This window comes from Vibrio sp. KUL78, from assembly GCF_059725505.1.
Map to the genome: position 1 here is coordinate 1,678,859 of NZ_AP045837.1, position 18,375 is coordinate 1,697,233.

General features: G+C 43.8%; 11 protein-coding genes. All 11 read left to right on the forward strand.

Annotated features, from left to right (window positions below; all coding sequences use genetic code 11):
* Positions 1-14 precede the first annotated feature (14 nt).
* The 11 genes from proQ (at position 15) to AC6I8Y_RS08040 (ending at position 18,372) form a co-directional block, all read left to right on the forward strand.
* Positions 15-644, forward strand: a complete 630-nt coding sequence (proQ, locus tag AC6I8Y_RS07990) for an RNA chaperone ProQ (protein ID WP_042475696.1) — start codon at positions 15-17, stop codon at positions 642-644.
* Between the two features lie 17 nt (positions 645-661).
* Positions 662-2,665, forward strand: a complete 2,004-nt coding sequence (gene prc / locus AC6I8Y_RS07995) for a carboxy terminal-processing peptidase (RefSeq protein ID WP_498021373.1) — start codon at positions 662-664, stop codon at positions 2,663-2,665.
* A 169-nt stretch (positions 2,666-2,834) separates the two neighbouring features.
* A complete protein-coding gene (locus AC6I8Y_RS08000) occupies positions 2,835-3,497 on the forward strand; it encodes a hypothetical protein (protein ID WP_042475699.1) in 663 nt (220 codons plus the stop codon).
* Between the two features lie 167 nt (positions 3,498-3,664).
* On the forward strand, positions 3,665-6,274 hold the full coding sequence (gene pepN, locus AC6I8Y_RS08005; protein ID WP_498021375.1) for an aminopeptidase N: 2,610 nt from the start codon (positions 3,665-3,667) through the stop codon (positions 6,272-6,274).
* 97 nt (positions 6,275-6,371) lie between these two features.
* Entirely contained in the window at positions 6,372-6,590 is a 219-nt protein-coding gene (locus AC6I8Y_RS08010; protein ID WP_498021377.1) for a DUF2835 domain-containing protein, read from the forward strand.
* A 157-nt stretch (positions 6,591-6,747) separates the two neighbouring features.
* Positions 6,748-11,592 (forward strand): NAD-glutamate dehydrogenase, encoded by a 4,845-nt coding sequence (locus AC6I8Y_RS08015; protein ID WP_394152352.1) that lies wholly within the window; start codon positions 6,748-6,750, stop codon positions 11,590-11,592.
* Between the two features lie 210 nt (positions 11,593-11,802).
* On the forward strand, positions 11,803-12,813 hold the full coding sequence (gene pyrD, locus AC6I8Y_RS08020) for a quinone-dependent dihydroorotate dehydrogenase (protein WP_498021379.1): 1,011 nt from the start codon (positions 11,803-11,805) through the stop codon (positions 12,811-12,813).
* 162 nt (positions 12,814-12,975) lie between these two features.
* Positions 12,976-13,521: a cell division protein ZapC gene (locus AC6I8Y_RS08025; RefSeq protein WP_042475706.1), complete on the forward strand. Its 546-nt coding sequence runs from the start codon at positions 12,976-12,978 to the stop codon at positions 13,519-13,521.
* Between the two features lie 566 nt (positions 13,522-14,087).
* Complete coding sequence (gene rlmKL, locus AC6I8Y_RS08030; protein WP_498021380.1) at positions 14,088-16,211, forward strand: bifunctional 23S rRNA (guanine(2069)-N(7))-methyltransferase RlmK/23S rRNA (guanine(2445)-N(2))-methyltransferase RlmL; 2,124 nt, start codon at positions 14,088-14,090, stop codon at positions 16,209-16,211.
* A gap of 9 nt (positions 16,212-16,220) precedes the next feature.
* Complete coding sequence (locus tag AC6I8Y_RS08035) at positions 16,221-16,472, forward strand: glutaredoxin family protein (protein ID WP_234493743.1); 252 nt, start codon at positions 16,221-16,223, stop codon at positions 16,470-16,472.
* A complete protein-coding gene (locus AC6I8Y_RS08040; RefSeq protein ID WP_446568845.1) occupies positions 16,450-18,372 on the forward strand; it encodes an ABC transporter ATP-binding protein in 1,923 nt (640 codons plus the stop codon). Before AC6I8Y_RS08035 ends, AC6I8Y_RS08040 begins: the two co-directional genes overlap by 23 nt.
* The last annotated feature ends 3 nt before the right edge of the window (positions 18,373-18,375 follow it).

Here is an 18,375-nt window from a genome sequence, read left to right on the forward strand (position 1 = left end):
AACCAGGAACCCACATGGAAAACACTGAGAAGTTGAAGAACAGCAAAGAAATTATCGCGTATATTGCTGAATGTTTCCCTAAATGCTTTACTGTAGAAGGTGAAGCGAAACCACTTAAAATTGGTATCTTTCAAGATCTTGCTGAACGTCTAAAAGATGACGAGAAAGTTAGCAAGACTCAGCTACGTGCAGCGTTAAGACAATACACTTCTTCTTGGCGTTACCTACACGGCGTTAAACCTGGTGCAGTACGTGTTGACCTAGATGGCAACGATTGTGGTGTACTAGAAGAAGAACACGTAGAACACGCAAAAGCGACACTGGCAGAAAGCAAAGCAAAAGTTGCTGAGCGCCGTAAAGAACAAGCTCAAAAAGCTCGTGAAGAGGGCAAAGCGAAACCTAAGGCTAAGAAGCCTCAAGGTGCACGTAAGCCACAGACTACAAAGAAAACAACGAAAGTAAATAAGCCAGTTGAGACGCGCGCTTTGAATGCAGATGAAATGATCATCGGTAAGCAAGTAAACGTAAACATGGGCAAAGGGAACATGGCTGCGACCATTGTTGAAATCAATAAGGAAGATGTGCGCGTTCAGCTAGTAAATGGCCTACAAATGGTTGTTAAAGCGGAGCACCTGCGCGCATAAAGGAGAAATTCCTACGCATGAAGTGCCGTTCAAAAGTATCTGTAATTGCTGCTAGCCTCTGGCTAGCAGCTTCTTCGGCTCACGCCCTTGAAGCAAAGTATGAAAAGTCAGAAATTCCTACTTTGGCTCCTGAAGTCCAACATGAGACTGCCAGCAAGCGTGTGACCTCTCGATTCACTCGTTCTCACTATAAACATTTCACCCTAGACGATGAGTTTTCAAAAGCGATATTCACGCGCTACTTGGAGATGCTCGACTACAATCGCAATATTTTCACGCAAGCAGACATCAATAAGTTTGATGCTTGGTCAACAAAACTCGATGACCAACTAAAAGCGGGCAACAACCAAATCGCGTTTGACGTTTATAATCTCTCTATGCAAAAGCGTTACGACCGCTTTGCCTATGCGTTGTCGTTGCTAGACAAAGAGATGAAATTCGATGTGGATGAGGCTATAACGCTTGATCGCTCTGACGCTGCATGGCCGAAAGACGAGGCGGAGCTTGACGAGCTTTGGCGCAAACGCGTTAAATATGATGCTTTGAACCTTAAGCTTACGGGCAAAGAATGGGATGAAATTAAAGAGACACTTGGCAAGCGTTACAATAACGCTATCAAACGTCTCACCCAATCTCACAACGAAGACGCGTTTCAAATTTATATGAACGCTTTCGCTCGAGAAGTGGATCCGCATACCAGCTATTTATCACCTCGCTCAGCAGAACAATTCCAATCAGAAATGAACCTCTCGCTAGAGGGAATTGGTGCTGTGCTCCAATTGACTGACGACTATACCGTTATTCGTTCATTGGTTGCTGGTGGACCAGCATCTAAGAGCAAACAGCTTGGCGAAGGCGATAAAATCATCGGTGTTGGTCAAGACGGTGAAGATATTGTCGACGTTATTGGTTGGCGCCTTGATGATGTTGTTCAACTGATAAAAGGGCCAAAAGGTACTAAAGTTAAGCTTCAAATCTTGCCAGATGGCAAAGATGCGAAAGCCACAGTGGTTGAGATTGTTCGCGACAAGATCAGACTCGAAGATCGTGCTGTGAAATCTGAAGTCTTTGAAAAAGACGGGAAGAAGATTGGTGTACTTGAGGTACCAAGTTTCTATGTCGGTCTTTCTAAGGATACGGATAAACTCATTACCGAGCTAAAAGAGAAAGGCGTTGATGGTATTATCGTCGATCTTCGCAACAACGGTGGTGGTGCATTAACTGAAGCAACCGCAATGTCCGGTCTCTTTATCGAAAGCGGTCCCGTTGTACAGGTTCGTGACAGCTACGGCCGAGTTAATGTGAACAGTGATACTGATGGCAAGATTAGCTATCAAGGTCCATTGACTGTGTTGGTTAACCGATACAGTGCGTCTGCCTCTGAGATTTTTGCCGCAGCGATGCAAGATTATGGTCGTGCCATTGTTCTTGGTGAAAACTCATTTGGTAAAGGTACCGTTCAGCAGCACCGCTCTTTGAATCATATCTATGACTTGTTTGATAAAGAGTTGGGCTACGTTCAATATACGATTCAGAAGTTTTATCGTATTGACGGTGGCAGTACTCAGAACAAGGGTGTGGTACCGGATATCGCATTCCCAACGGCGGTCGATCCTGCTGAAACAGGTGAGAGTGTTGAAGACAACGCGTTGCCATGGGATAGCATCGATAAAGCGAAGTACTCTGTGTTACAACGTAACGATGAGCTCATTGCCAAGTTGACAGAAGCACATGAAAAACGCATTGCGACGGATTTGGAATTCGGCTTCATCGCTGAAGACATCGCCAAGTACAAAGCTGAAAAAGACGATAAGACATTATCACTGAGCGAAGCTGCTCGTAAGCAGGAAAGTGATGATAATGATGCTCGTCGACTTGATCGCGTGAATCAGCGTCAAAAGGCGGCGGGCGAAGAACCATTTGAGGCTTTGGATGATATCCCGAAAGATTATGAAGTGCCGGACGCTTACTTAGATGAAGCGGTTGCCATCACAGTGGATATGGTCAACTCGAAAGGTTAATATTTTCGATGCAACTAAGAAAAAACGAGCGGCAACGCTCGTTTTTTTCATTCTGATGAAACCTACCTCAATTCTGATACTTAAAATTAAAAACCGTGATTTAGATCAAAATATTTCGCAATCTCGTATTAACCCACCTAAGCTTTAAGTAATCGTGAGGGGGATACATATGAGATGGATAACGCTAATTCTATGTGTTTTTTCGTTTGGAGTGATGTCGGAAACGCGCAAAGACAATAATGATTTAACCCAGTTTGATCAGCCGTTTCTGCTTGGTGATTGGTACTTAGTCAACCCAAGTCCAGGTGAAGCTCCGGACGCTTTTCTCGCGATAAAACTGACTCTGCAATCTAACTATTCTTTTAGTATCGACATACAGAAACAAGACTACAGTATCGAGCATTGGGAGGGTTTGTTCACCGCTAATGATGATACCATCATCCTCGGTTTGAACTCTGACGAACCCCAGGTTTACGCATACAGTGGAAATCACAATATGCTCAATCTCAATGGTGTCGTGTTTACAAAAGCGTTGCCCAACGCGCTCGCTGGGATTTGGTCGTCAGTGAGTGTGTCTGGAGATGACAAACACGCTCAAGAAATCGCGCGTATGGATTTAATTCTCCAACCAGACTTCGTGTTTACTTTTCGCGTGAGTTCAAGTGAAGGTGAAGAAGCGATCCATAGCGGTGTTTACTACACCGAAGACGATCATATCGTATTGCTCTATCAAGATGGTGAACATGATGCGACATACACGCTTGATAAAGATGAACTGACTCTAGAGGTCGAAGATGGCGACATGTTCGCGGTACTAAACCGAATCCGCTAAGCAAATCTTGCAACAAAGCTTTGAGCGCCAACCCAAGTTGGCGCTTTTTTTATGTCATTCTCTGCAATCCTTTGTCCCATAAGGTTATAATCATTTCCGATTAAGCGTATACCCAACTATAGTTGCAGGTATATTCTGCTAACAATAATAAAGACAAGGACTAAAGGATGACGGAGTCAGCACCTAAAGCCAAATACCGAAGTGATTATCAATCACCTTCGCACACTATTACAGATGTAAACCTCACTTTCGATCTTCATGAGACGAAGACTCGTGTTACGGCCATTTCTCAGGTTAAGCAACAAGGTAGTGAAACCACTATCTCTTTGGATGGTGAAGGCATTGAGCTCGTTCAGATAACAATCAATGGAGAAGGTTGGACGGACTATACACAGACCGAAACCGGTCTTGAGATTCATAACCTTCCATCAGAATGCGAACTGAAAATCGAAAATATAATTTCTCCTTCAACGAACACGGCGTTGGAAGGTCTGTATATTTCAGATGGCGCGTACTGCACACAATGTGAAGCAGAAGGTTTTCGTCGTATCACGTACTTTCTTGACCGACCTGATGTTCTGGCAAAGTACACAACTAAAGTTATTGCCGACAAAGCGAGCTTTCCATTCTTACTAAGCAACGGTAATAAAGTTGACGAAGGAGAGTTAGAAGACGGTAAGCATTTTGTGTCTTGGGAAGATCCACACCCAAAACCATCCTATCTGTTTGCTCTCGTTGCAGGTGATTTCGATGTGCTTCGCGATAGTTACAATACGCGCTCTGGACGCAATGTCGCACTGGAGATTTTTGTCGATAAAGGCAATCTAGATCGTGCGAACCACGCGATGGTTTCTTTGATTAATTCAATGAAGTGGGACGAAGAGCGCTTTGGTCTGGAGTATGACCTCGATATCTACATGATTGTGGCCGTTGATTTCTTCAACATGGGTGCGATGGAAAACAAAGGACTAAACGTCTTTAACTCTAAGTTTGTTCTCGCGAATGATCAAACTGCAACTGACACCGATTATCTTGGCATTGAAGCGGTAATTGGCCACGAATATTTTCATAACTGGACCGGTAACCGCGTGACTTGTCGCGACTGGTTCCAGTTAAGTTTGAAAGAAGGCTTGACGGTTTTCCGTGATCAAGAGTTCTCGTCTGATTTAGGTTCACGTTCAGTTAATCGTATTAACAACGTGCGAATTATCCGTGGTCCTCAGTTTGCTGAAGATGCAAGCCCTATGTCTCACCCGATTCGCCCAGAGAAAGTTATTGAAATGAATAACTTCTACACGCTCACAGTGTACGAAAAGGGCAGCGAAGTCATCCGCATGATGCACACGCTACTTGGCGAAGATAAGTTCCAAGCGGGCATGAAGTTATACTTTGAGCGTCACGATGGTACCGCTGCGACGTGTGAAGATTTTGTCGCAGCAATGGAAGATGCTTCTGGTATTGATCTTAAACAGTTCCGACTTTGGTACAGCCAGTCCGGCACACCAAGTCTGACCGTTACCGACACTTATGATGAAGCCAATAAGACATACACGCTGACGGTCAAACAACAAACATCATCGACTCAAGATCAAACTGAAAAGCAGGCGTTACACATTCCATTTGACGTGGAACTGTATGACGAGCAAGGAAAAGTTATCGAGTTACGCCGTAACGGTAAGCCGTCTTCAAATGTATTGAATGTAACGGAATCTGAGCAGAGCTTTGTGTTTGAAAAAGTTGAAAGCAAGCCAATTCCATCCATGCTTCGCGAGTTCTCTGCACCTGTTCGTTTGAACTTCGATTACAGTGATGAGCAGTTGGCATTTTTGATGGTCCACGCGCGCAATGATTTTGCCAAGTGGGATGCAGGACAAATGCTTCTTGCCAAATATATCAAGTCGAATGTTGAAGCGTTACAAAAAGGTTCGAAGGTTGAGCTACCTGATTTGGTTGTTGATGCCTTCCGCGGTGTGCTGTTAAACAAAGAGCTTGAGCCTGCATTTATTGCAGAAGCCCTGTCATTGCCAAGCTTTAACGAGGTGGCTGGTTGGTATGAAACCGTAGATGTGGACGCCGTATGTGATGTGCTGAAAGGGATCAAACTTGGACTTGCTGATGCTTTGCAAGATGAACTGTCGGCGCTTTACCATACATTAGCACAAGTAGAATATACGATTGAGCATGATGCTATTGGTAAACGTTCATTAAGAAACTTGTGTCTGCAATACCTAGCCAATGTCGAAGCTCATGCGCATCTTGTAAAAGAGCAGTATGAATCAGCGAACAACATGACCGATACAATGGCAGCAATGAGTGCGGCAAACGGCGCATCTCTTGCTGTTCGTGAAGAGATTATGGCTGATTACAGTGAAAAATGGAGCCATGATGGTTTGGTCATGGACAAATGGTTCGCGCTACAAGGTAGTAACCCTTCAGTGAACGCATTAGAGAATGTGAAAGCGTGTATGTCGCATACAGCATTTAGCTTGAGTAACCCAAATCGAACAAGAAGTTTGATTGGTTCATTCCTCAACATGAACCCGCGCCGATTCCATGATAAATCAGGCAAAGGCTATGAGTTTGCGGGTGAAATTCTTACTCAGCTTAATGAGTCAAACCCACAGGTTGCGTCTCGTTTAATCGATCCGTTGTTGAAGTTGAAAAAATACGATAGCGAGCGCCAATCGCTTATCAAACATGAGCTTGAAAAGCTAAAAGCATTAGATAACTTAGCCAAAGACTTGTTTGAAAAGGTGACTAAAGCACTAGAGTCTTAATGTAAAAAAACCACCACTGTTTATTTGTACAGTGGTGGTTTTCTTCTTACTTCTATTAACTTTTTCAATTACCGGACACAAACGCACCAATCACTCAATGAAACAGTACTATTTCACCCTGAATATCAGTTATAACGATTACCTTACACACTACACTGGTCATGCATCCAGTATTTTGGTGTGTACCGATCAGGGACTAAGAATCCAGCTACCTGCGACACGATTTCGCCCATTTTTAACACAATTAGGCTTAAAAGGGCGCTTTCGATTAACAACTGACCAAAACAACAAGTTTTTACGGTTAGAATCACTGTAACTTGGCCCATATCTAGTGATATGAATAAGTGCATTAGTCACACAATCAAACATTTCCCTGAAACTTCCTCCATTTTTCATTAACCCTTTTTCAATAAAACTTTTACAATAAAGACAAGCCTACATCCCTCATAAAAACAAAAAAGTGGAGCGTTACTATGACCACGCGCGAACCTGTTGTTCCGGTTCTACTGGAGAAAGTTTATAAATTGATTGAATCCAAAGTAGAAGGAGCCAATCAGCCTCTAGTGACTAAACTTGCCAAACATATTTTAAGCAACGTTTCCCCTGACGATTTGCTGCAAAGAAATGAATCCGACCTGTATGGTGCTGTTGTTAGCTTATGGCATCATTTAAATGAGAAGAGATACGATGAAATTTCGGTCCGAGTGTTCAACCCGACGGTGAGCCGTCATGGTTGGCAGTCGACACATACTATCGTCGAGATTGCTGTCCCTGATTCTCCGTTCTTAGTCGACTCAGTAAAAATGGCGTTGAATCGAATCGATCTTACCTGCCATATTATGCTTCATGGTCCAACTCAGTTTGAAAGAAACGAGCAAGGGCAGATTACTTCTGTTAACGAAGGCAAAGGTCATCTTCAATCTGTTTTCCATATTGAGGTAGACAGACTGAGCGCGAAAGAAGAGATGAACGAGCTTAAAAATGAGCTTGTTAGCATCTTCGAAGACACGGGCTTAGTGGTCAATGAGTGGGAGGCAATGTCCGACAAGCTCAAAAAGATCACAAAAGACTTAGTAAAAAACAAAGCTAAGCTTCCGATGGAAGACGATCGCTTCGATGAGACTATTGCTTATCTTGAGTGGTTGGGTGATCACAACTTTACCTTCATGGGATATAAAGAGTTTGACCTAATCAGTGAAGAAGGGGATTCGGTTCTCAAACCAACCAAAGAGCCTGGACTCGGTCTGTTTTCAAAAGAAGAAAGAGTTCGCTCAGTAAAAATCTCTGAATTCTCAGACTCTGCTCGTCTAGAAGCAAAGAAACCTTTCCTACTGATTCTGACTAAGGGCAACAAGGCCAGTCGGATTCACCGTCCAGCGTATACCGATTATGTTGGAATTAAGAAATTTGACTCTAAGGGCAAGGTGATCGGCGAGCACCGATTTACCGGTCTGTACACATCGGCAGTGTACAACCAAAGCGTATCAACGATTCCTCTGATCCGCGAGAAAGTAGAACGTATATTGGCATCGAGCGGCTATCGTGACGGTTCATATTCTTACAAAGCGTTAAGAAACATCCTTGAAAACTACCCACGTGATGAACTGCTTCAAGCGAAAGAAGAAGAACTGCTTGAAGTAGGTATGGGTGTGGTTCAAATGCAAGATCGTGATTTGATCCGTTTATTCATTCGAAAAGATCCGTTCGGTCGCTTCTTCAGTTGTATGGTGTACGTAAGTAAAGATCGTTATAACACTCAGCTTAGAAAAGATACTCAACGGATCCTTCAAAATTACTTCGGTATTGACCAAGAGGTTGAATTTACAACCTATTTCTCAGAAAGCCCATTAGCACGAACTCACTACATTGTGAGGGTAGACAATAACAACATGGATGTAGATGTGAAGGCGATTGAACGTAATCTAATGGAAGTTTCAGCATCTTGGGATGACCGCCTATCTGAAGCCATCGTGGCTAACTTTGGTGAAAGCAAAGGTCTTCCACTGTCTAAAGTCTATTCGAGAGCATTCCCACGTTCTTATAAAGAAGACATGATGCCGACTTCAGCGGTTGCCGACATTGAGCGTCTCGAAGCGCTGGATGAAGACAACAAACTTGGAATGCTATTCTATCGTCCTCAAGAAGCGGCTGCAGATTCCAAAGAGGTGAAACTAAAGCTTTATCATCGTGATGAGCCTATTCACTTATCTGATGTAATGCCTATGTTGGAAAACCTAGGTCTTAGAGTTATTGGTGAGTCACCTTACGAGATTGTTAAAAGTGATGGCGGCACCTACTGGATCCTTGATTTTGCTATGCTGCATAAGAGTGAAACGGTTGTGGATCTTCGTGAAGCACGCGATCGATTCCAACAAGCGTTCGCTGCGATTTGGTCGGGTGATCTAGAAAGCGACGGCTTTAACAGACTGGTACTTGGTTCAGGTTTGACAGGGCGTGAGGTGTCAATCCTTCGTGCTTATGCACGCTATATGCGCCAAGTCGGTTTCCCGTTCAGCCAACACTATATTGAAGACACGCTCAATCACTACCCAGACCTTGCTAAAGATTTGGTTGAGTTGTTTACTCAGCGATTTATGCCGTCTCTTAAAGGCAGTAAGAAGGGACAGCAACGTGTCATTGAAAAGATTCACAAGCAGCTGGATAAAGTGGATAGCCTGGATGATGACCGTATCATTCGCCGTTACGTGGAAATGATCTCTGCGACGCTTCGCACTAACTACTATCAGAAAGATAAAGCCGGTGACAATAAGCCATGGCTATCATTAAAGCTTGAACCTAAGAATATTCCAGAGATCCCAGCTCCTGTTCCAGCGTTTGAGATTTTTGTCTATGCCCCAGACATTGAGGGTGTTCACCTACGAGGCGGTAAAGTCGCGCGTGGTGGTTTGCGTTGGTCGGATCGACAAGAGGATTTCCGAACCGAGATTTTAGGTTTGGTAAAAGCGCAGCAGGTTAAAAACACCGTTATCGTTCCTGTGGGAGCAAAGGGTGGATTTGTCTGTAAGCGTCAACCTCAGCTATCGAGTCGTGATGAGATCTTTGCAGAGGGCCAACGTTGCTATAAGCAATTTATCCGTGCGCTATTAGATGTCTCTGACAACATCATCGAAGGAGAAGTTATTCCACCGAAAAGTGTCGTGAGACATGACGAAGATGATCCATACTTGGTGGTTGCTGCAGATAAGGGGACGGCAACGTTTTCTGACTTAGCAAACTCAGTGTCTGACGAATACAACTTCTGGCTTGGTGATGCATTTGCCTCGGGTGGCTCCAATGGTTATGACCATAAGGCTATGGGTATTACAGCCAAAGGTGGCTGGGAGTCAGTTAAACGTCACTTCCGTGAGATGGGGATCGATTGTCAGAATGAAGACTTCACCGCTATCGGTGTAGGTGACATGGCAGGGGATGTATTTGGTAACGGTATGCTACTTTCTAAGCATATTAGGCTCCAAGCTGCGTTTAACCATATGCACATCTTTATTGATCCAAATCCAGAGTCATCAGCGAAAAGCTGGGAGGAACGTAAACGCCTATTCGATCTCCCGCGTTCAAGCTGGGAGGATTACGATCCTAAGTTGATCTCTAAAGGCGGTGGTGTATTTGCACGCCGAGCAAAATCGATCACATTGACTCCAGAGATCCAAAAGATGCTTGGCACTAAAAAGGCATCAATGGCGCCAAATGATCTTATTAAGATGATTTTGTCGATGGAAGTCGATCTCCTTTGGAACGGTGGTATCGGCACGTATGTGAAATCGAGCTCTGAAACACACACAGATGTTGGAGACCGAGCCAATGATGTGCTGCGAATCAATGGTAGTGAGTTAAAAGCCAAAGTTGTTGGTGAAGGCGGTAACCTGGGTATGACTCAGCTTGGTCGTATTGAATATGCGCTCGCTGGTGGACGGGTAAATACCGACTTTGTTGATAACGTAGGTGGTGTAGATTGCTCAGATAACGAAGTAAACATTAAGATCTTCCTTAATGGTCTAGTCTCTAATGGTGATTTAACAGTAAAACAGCGCAACCAGATCCTAGAGTCCATGGAAGACGAAGTGGGTGAGATTGTATTGGACGACGCTTATTGTCAGTCTGAGTCAATTTCAGTGACCGAATTCCAGGGCGTCTCTTTGGTCAAAGAACAGATTCGCTTTATTCACACCTTAGAGAAAGCAGGTCACTTAGATCGCGCTCTAGAGTACATTCCTTCGGATGAAGATCTACTTGAGCGTGAAAAGCAGGGCATTGGAATGACACGTCCAGAGCTCTCGGTATTAGTTGCTTACGGTAAGATGGTACTGAAAGAAGAGTTAGTGACTGATGAGATCGCGAATGACCCTTATCATCAGCAACAACTCACCCAATACTTCCCATCTGAGTTACGCCGTAACTATATGGAAAGTATGCCAAACCATCCACTGCGAGCAGAAATTATCTCTACTATGCTTGCAAATCAGATGGTTAACGAGATGGGTTGTAACTTTGTGACTCGTTTGCAAGAAGAAACCGGTGCCACTGTGGTTGATATTGCTAATGCTTATGCGGCATCTCGTGAGATTTACGGTTTTGCCTACACATTTGAGCAAATCAGAAAGCTTGATAATGTGGCGAGCTCAGAAGCTCAGTATGAGTTGTTGTTCATTGTTCGCCGAACACTTCGTAGACTAGCTCGTTGGATTCTTCGTAATCGTCCTGGCAAACAATCAGTAGAGCAGTTAGTTGCTCGCTACCGTGATGACGTAATCAAGGTAGAGCAAACGCTAGAGAAGTGTTTGGTTGCTGAAGAGGTATCCGAACACAACGCTCAAGCTGATATTTGGGTAGGGCAAGGTGTTGAAAGTGATTTGGCAAATTACGTTGCTCGTCTATCAAGCCTACTTTCTGCAGTCGACATCTCAGAGATTGCAACCGAAGCAAGCTTTGATGTCGAGAGAGCATCCAAACTTTACTTCCACTTAGGTGATCGCTTATCACTTCACTGGTTCTTGAACCAAATTAACGGTCAAGCGGTAGACAACAACTGGCAAGCGCTTGCGAGAGCAGCGTTCCGTGAAGATCTTGATTGGCAACAACGTTTGTTAACGGCACAAGTATTGAAATGTGGTTGTGGGGGAGACAGTGAAGACGTGATCCTGTCACTTGATAACTGGATGGCGACAAATGAAAACAGCCTCCAACGTTGGGAAAATATTCTCAACGAGTTTAAGGTGGGTAATGTCCATGAGTTTGCTAAGTTCTCAGTTGCACTTCGCGAGCTAAGTCTACTTAATCTGAACTGTGCAAATAATCTTTAGATTGTTACCGCACAATGTTAACAATTAAGCGCTCTTCGGAGCGCTTTTTTAATCTTAAAAGACTGCTTTAGTGACGGCGTAACACTGAATCGGTGCATTATTCTGCAAAACGTTTGCGTTTTGTTAGATAAACGAAAATCTTCGTTGCATGTTTGGGGGAATCAGTAAATAATACCACCCCGTTTACACGGGTTTTCTATCGGAGGCACAATGCTTTACCGTCTTGCCAGAACTGGCTTTTTCCAACTTGATGCCGAAAAGGCTCACGATCTCGCTATTCAAAACTTTAAACGCTTCACCGGCACACCACTTGATCTCGCTTATCGCCAACAGCTACCTAATCGACCTGTAGAATGTATGGGTTTAACCTTCAAGAACCCTGTTGGCTTGGCTGCTGGCCTTGATAAAAATGGTGAGTGTATTGAAGCATTCGGTGCGATGGGCTTCGGTTTTGTAGAAGTTGGTACGGTAACACCTCGTCCTCAACCAGGGAACGACAAACCACGTCTATTCCGTCTAGTGGAAGCAGAGGGCATCATCAACCGAATGGGCTTTAATAACCTCGGTGTAGATAATCTCGTTGAAAATGTAAAGAAAGCGAACTTTGACGGCATTATCGGTATCAACATAGGTAAGAACAAAGATACGCCGATTGAAAAGGGTGCTGAAGATTACATTATCTGTATGGAGAAGGTGTATGAGCATGCGGGATATATCGCTGTAAATATCTCTTCGCCAAACACTCCAGGGTTACGTTCACTCCAGTACGGAGAAGCACTGGATGAACTTCTTTCTGAACTGAAGGCGAAACAAGCAGAACTTGCTGAAAAACATGGTAAATATGTGCCATTAGCACTGAAGATCGCACCGGATCTGAGTGATGATGAGATTGGCCAGATTTGTGATTCATTGATCAAAAATAAGATCGACGGTGTGATCGCGACGAATACGACACTGGATCGTTCTGTTGTTGAAGGTATGAAGCATGCAAACGAAGCTGGTGGCCTAAGTGGCCGACCTGTACAGTCTCGCAGTACTGAAGTTGTTCGTCTACTTGCTAAAAATCTTGATGGTAAGCTCCCAATCATTGGCGTAGGTGGGATCGACTCTTTTGTTTCTGCAAAAGAGAAACTCATGGCAGGTGCGTCGTTAGTTCAAGTTTACTCTGGCTTCATTTATCACGGTCCTAAGCTTGTAAAAGACATCGTCAAAAATCTTTAAGCAAATTCTGTCAAAGTGACTAGGTTTGAATCATGAAAGGGGGAAATAGTTTTCCCCTTTTTTTTTGTTTATTCGTTTGTAGAATTAGTAACAACTGACCAAAAAGGTAATTAAGCGTTTTACCTAACAGTCTGATTATTCTTCAAATATAGAGACGGAACGATGCTTAAACCCAGCGATACATGGATCTGGTATATGGATGAGAGTGAGAACTCTCTTATGCTGGATTTGGGAGATGATATGGTTTTCAAAACCAATCTTTCCCGAAAACTCCTTGTTGAATGCGCGATGGGTCAGAACAACTTCACAGTCGATGACGCATCCGCGTTTCAAACCTTTAAAGACCAAATAAGCCTATTGGGACTTTCTGAACCAAGACAAGCAGAGCTTACGCTCTATTGTGTGGCAGCAAAACGTTTCCACAAGCCTGTTCAGCCTAAGAGCTGGTTCTTCGACCATCAAGATGGCACGTACCAGCCTCAAGAGGGTGACTTGGTTCGCTTAATCAACCAACACTCTGAGGGTTTCTTCATCGTGTTGGAAGTAGGGGAAAGTGCAAGTTTGTGTGCGTTGGTTGACCTCGAGTCATTCAGTTTGTCTTCAAACAAAGAAGTGGTGTTTGGTCAAAGTATTAAGGTTATGCACGACAGGATGGCCTGCGCACATCAATTTATGGCATTAAACCAGCCTATTGCTCTAGTTGGTTAAGAGCGTGGCATAGAGCGCGATAACGCGCCTTATAAGAAAAAGCAGTGGCAGCTTAGCAATTACAATAAGAAGTTCTTACTTCCATTTCTCGTAGAATTTATCGGTCCTTGTGGCCGATTTTTTTTGTCTCAAATATCTCCAATAGCCAAACCCAATCCTCAATAGTCACCCCATTAACTGACATGTTTGCTACTACATCTCTGTTGCAGTGCAAATAATTTGCTTTTTTTATCACCAGAAAGTGACGTATTTGTTCCCCAAAATAAGGGGGCATTCACTCCAAAATTCCTCCTTTCACTGCATTTTGTAAGTAAATTACAACTAAAAATGTGCATTGGTATATACCAAAAATGTAGCGAATAAGTATTCACTATCGCTATAGTACCCAAGTTTACGTTATTTAAATTAGCTACTGCTTATGTATTGATTGGAAAGATGTAGAAGGTTTATGACGGTTAAACCTTGTTCGAACAAACAAGTAGAGACGAAGATTGTGCAGGTTTATTTAGTGACAACAGGGATTGTCAGGTATAATCAACACCATTTTTCACAGCTAGATGAACACTATGAACCAATATCTTGCCGTCACTTCCAACGGTCTTGAAAACCTTCTTGCTCAAGAGCTTGAGCAAATGGGTTTAACTTCTGTAAAGCCAGTTCAAGCAGGAGTTAAATTTAAAGCGAGCAATGAGCAGATTTATCGCGCTTGTTTATGGAGCCGATACGCTTCTCGCTTTGTGAAAGTACTGTCGGAGTTCACTTGCCAAGATGATATGGATCTCTATCTGGCTGCTTCATCTATCAATTGGGTGAACCAGTTCCACAGTTCGAAGAAGTTCATTGTTGATTTCAATGGTACTAACCGAGAAATCCGCAATAGCCAATATGGCGCAATGAAAGTGAAGGACGCTGTTGTAGACGTCTTTACTAAGAAGAGCTTGCCTCGACCAAATATCAGTAAAGATCGTGCTGATGTGCGAGTTCACGTTAGGCTACACAGAGATAAAGCATTAATTGGCCTTGATATGGTTGGCTCAGGTCTTCATCAACGTGGTTATCGTACGGAGTCGGGACGTGCGCCTTTGCGTGAAACATTGGCTGCAGCCATAGTTTCTCGCAGTGGGTGGGAGCAAGGTAAGAATATGCTCGACCCTATGTGTGGCTCGGGCACATTACTGATTGAAGCGGCTATGCTTGCTGCAAATATGGCGCCTGGTGTTAAGCGTAAATCTTGGTGCTTTGAAGCGCTAGAAGACTTTGAACCTGAAGTTTGGGCTGAAGTGAAATCAGAAGCGAACGTACAAGCTCGACGCGGTGTCAAAAAGACTGACAGCAGGTTTTGGGGCTTTGATAATGACCCTAAAGTTCTTCGCACAGCAAGAGAAAATGCTAAACGAGCGGGTGTCGATGACCTAATTACGTTTGAGTTAGGTGATGCGAGTAAAGTAACTAAACCGGTAGAGTTTGGGGAAGGTGTTATCGTATGTAACCCACCTTACGGTGAAAGATTGGGTACCGAGCCTGGGCTTATTGCTTTATACACTGAGTTTGGTAATCAGCTAAAAACAGAATTTGGCGGTTGCCAAGCATCTATTTTCTCAAGTTCTGACGATTTACTTAGCTGTCTGCGTATGCGTGCAGACAAACAGTTCAAATTGAATAATGGTGCGTTACAGTGTCACCAGAAAAATTATTCTATTTCTCAACGCAGTGCGGAACAGATTTCTGGTAACAATGATCTGCAAGTTATTGCGCCAGATTTCTCAAATCGCTTGAAAAAGAACATTGCTAAGATAGGTAAATGGGCCAAGAAAGAAGGGCTTGATTGTTACCGTATCTATGATGCCGACCTTCCGGAGTACAACGTTGCAGTAGACGTTTACCAAGACTCATTGGTTATTCAAGAGTACGCTGCACCGAAGAGCATTCCGGAAGAGACTGCCAAACGACGTCTAACGGATATTATTCGCGCGTCGATTAAAGTAACAGGCGTCGATACGAATAATGTTGTGCTTAAAGTGCGCGAAAAGAAAAAAGGGTCATCTCAATACAATAAGCTTGCTCAAAAGTCATCGACTATGACGGTAAATGAGTATGGTGCACAGTTAATCGTAAACCTTCATGACTACCTCGATACTGGTTTATTCCTAGATCATAAAATTACTCGTCGTAAATTGGGCGAGATGGCACAAGGTAAGGACTTCTTGAACCTATTTGCTTATACAGGTTCTGCCACAGTGCATGCGGCGCTTGGTGGTGCCAAATCTACAACGACTGTAGACATGTCGAACACTTATCTAGAGTGGGCAAAAGATAATATGAAGCTTAACGGCCAAGTGGGTCGCCAGCATCAATATATTCAAGCAGATTGCTTACAATGGTTGGCTAAAGCAACAGGCAGCTATGACCTTATCTTTATTGACCCACCGACGTTCTCTAACTCCAAGAGAATGGAGCAGTCCTTCGATGTTCAACGTGACCACGTCACGTTAATGCGCGATCTCAAACGATTATTGAGTGCCAATGGCACTATCGTATTCTCTAATAACAAACGTCATTTCAAGATGGATATGGCGGCGCTAGAAGAAATCGGATTAACGGCTAAGAACATCTCAGATAAAACGCTACCGCTGGACTTCTCGCGTAATAAGCATATTCACAACTGCTGGGTTATCTCTCACGAAAGCTAAAGATGGACTATGGCAAAGGAACTGATTTTATATAGCACAGAAGGATGCCATCTCTGCGAGATGGCTCTTGAACTCCTGCAACAGGTTGGGCTGGAAGAAAAGGTTAGTATCGTTGATATCGCTTTCGACGATGCTTTGTTTTCTCGTTACGGTGTCACTATTCCCGTCATTAAAGTTGATCAATCAGAAATCAACTGGCCCTTCGATCTCTCTCAACTTCAACAATGGTTAACAGTCAATGGCATTACTTACCATCCATAATGGGCAACTAGCGTTTGGCGATCACCCGCTACTCGATAAAACCGACTTTGCTTTGCAAGAAAATGAACGTGTGTGTCTTGTCGGACGCAACGGTGCAGGCAAATCGACCTTAATGAAGGTGCTCGCTGGCGACATCATCATGGATGACGGCAAGCTGCAAATTACTCAAGATGTGGTTGTTTCGCGTTTGGAGCAAGATCCACCGCGTGATCAAGCAGGTACGGTTGCTGACTATGTTGCCGAAGGTCTTGCTGAAGTCGGAGAGCAACTTAAGCAGTATCACACGTTACTTGAGCTGGTGGCACAAGACCCAAGTGAATCCCATATCAATCGTCTAGCAAAAGTACAAGAGAGCCTTGAGGTGTCGGGTGCATGGCGTTTTGAGGATCGTATAAAGAACATTCTCGGTGCACTCAAGCTTGACGGAAACACATTGTTAACCGACCTCTCTGGCGGCTGGCAACGCAAAGCGGCGTTAGCTCGTGCACTAGTGTGTGACCCTGATGTTTTGTTGCTTGATGAGCCAACTAACCATTTAGATGTGACGACTATCGAATGGTTGGAAACGTTCTTAAAGGATTTCCGCGGTTCTATCATCTTTATTTCACACGACCGTGCTTTCATTCGTTCAATGGCAACACGTATCGTAGATCTTGATCGTGGCCAGTTAGTGTCATTTCCGGGTGACTATGAGAAGTATTTAGTCGAGAAAGAAGAAGCGTTACGTGTTGAAGAAATGCAAAACGCGGAATTCGACAAAAAGCTTGCCCAAGAAGAAGTCTGGATCAGACAGGGCATCAAAGCTCGCCGTACTCGTAACGAAGGTCGCGTTCGCGCACTCAAGAAATTGAGAGAAGAACGTAAAGGGCGCCGTGAAGTGCAAGGTAAAGTCAACCTTAAACTTGATGATACAAGCCGCTCTGGAAAGATCGTGTTTGAAGCTACCGATCTTAGTTATCAGATTGAAGGTAAGACCATCATCAATAACTTCTCGTTCAACATTCAGCGTGGAGATCGCATTGCGCTTATCGGTCCTAATGGTTGCGGTAAGAGTACGCTCATCAAGCTGTTGCTTGACCAGCTAACACCAAGCTCTGGTAAGTTAAAGTGCGGTACCAAGCTAGAAGTGGCGTATTTCGACCAATACCGTGAAGCTTTGGATCCAGAGAAAAGTGTTATTGATAACTTGGCTGATGGTAAACAAGAAGTCATGGTTGGCGGTCGCGAGCGTCACGCACTTAGCTATCTGCAAGACTTCTTATTTGCACCCAAACGTGCTCGTACACCAGTGAAAGCTCTATCCGGTGGTGAAAAGAACCGTTTATTGCTAGCGAGAATCTTCCTTAAGCCAAACAACTTGTTGGTTCTCGATGAACCAACTAACGATCTTGATATTGAGACGTTAGAATTACTAGAAGAACTTTTAGGCAACTACCAAGGAACCTTGCTTCTAGTAAGTCACGACCGTCAGTTTGTTGATAATACTGTGACGGCTAGCTGGATTTTTGAAGGAAATGGGGTTATCGAAGAGTTCGTTGGTGGGTATCATGATGCTCAGCAGCAAAGGCAACAGGTGCTCGATGCACGTAAAGCCTATGAACCAGTAAAAGAGAATAAAAAACAGCCAGTTGAACAAGATAAGAAAGCAACTACTGTGAACTCTAAGCCTAAGAAGCTGTCCTATAAGCTACAAAGGGAATTAGAGGCGTTACCAGCGTTGTTGGAACAGCTGGAGCAAGAGATTGAACAACTACAGGAAACGGTCAATGACCCAGCGTTTTTCGCCAAGCCTGTGGATGAGACACAACCCATTTTAGATAGTTTGTCTGCAAAAGAGCAGGAGCTAGACGTTGCTTTTGAGCGATGGGAAGAGCTAGAAGCAATGCAACAGGAAAGTTAGTTT

What these genes read in the sequence shown, in the direction of transcription:
- AC6I8Y_RS08015 (WP_394152352.1), top strand. Translation starts at nt 6,748, where the DNA reads ATGACCACGCGCGAACCTGTTGTTCCGGTTCTACTGGAGAAAGTTTAT.
- AC6I8Y_RS08010 (WP_498021377.1), top strand. Translation starts at nt 6,372, where the DNA reads ATGAAACAGTACTATTTCACCCTGAATATCAGTTATAACGATTACCTT.
- AC6I8Y_RS08000 (WP_042475699.1), top strand. Translation starts at nt 2,835, where the DNA reads ATGAGATGGATAACGCTAATTCTATGTGTTTTTTCGTTTGGAGTGATG.
- proQ (WP_042475696.1), top strand. Translation starts at nt 15, where the DNA reads ATGGAAAACACTGAGAAGTTGAAGAACAGCAAAGAAATTATCGCGTAT.
- prc (WP_498021373.1), top strand. Translation starts at nt 662, where the DNA reads ATGAAGTGCCGTTCAAAAGTATCTGTAATTGCTGCTAGCCTCTGGCTA.
- pyrD (WP_498021379.1), top strand. Translation starts at nt 11,803, where the DNA reads ATGCTTTACCGTCTTGCCAGAACTGGCTTTTTCCAACTTGATGCCGAA.
- AC6I8Y_RS08035 (WP_234493743.1), top strand. Translation starts at nt 16,221, where the DNA reads ATGGCAAAGGAACTGATTTTATATAGCACAGAAGGATGCCATCTCTGC.
- pepN (WP_498021375.1), top strand. Translation starts at nt 3,665, where the DNA reads ATGACGGAGTCAGCACCTAAAGCCAAATACCGAAGTGATTATCAATCA.
- rlmKL (WP_498021380.1), top strand. Translation starts at nt 14,088, where the DNA reads ATGAACCAATATCTTGCCGTCACTTCCAACGGTCTTGAAAACCTTCTT.
- AC6I8Y_RS08025 (WP_042475706.1), top strand. Translation starts at nt 12,976, where the DNA reads ATGCTTAAACCCAGCGATACATGGATCTGGTATATGGATGAGAGTGAG.
- AC6I8Y_RS08040 (WP_446568845.1), top strand. Translation starts at nt 16,450, where the DNA reads ATGGCATTACTTACCATCCATAATGGGCAACTAGCGTTTGGCGATCAC.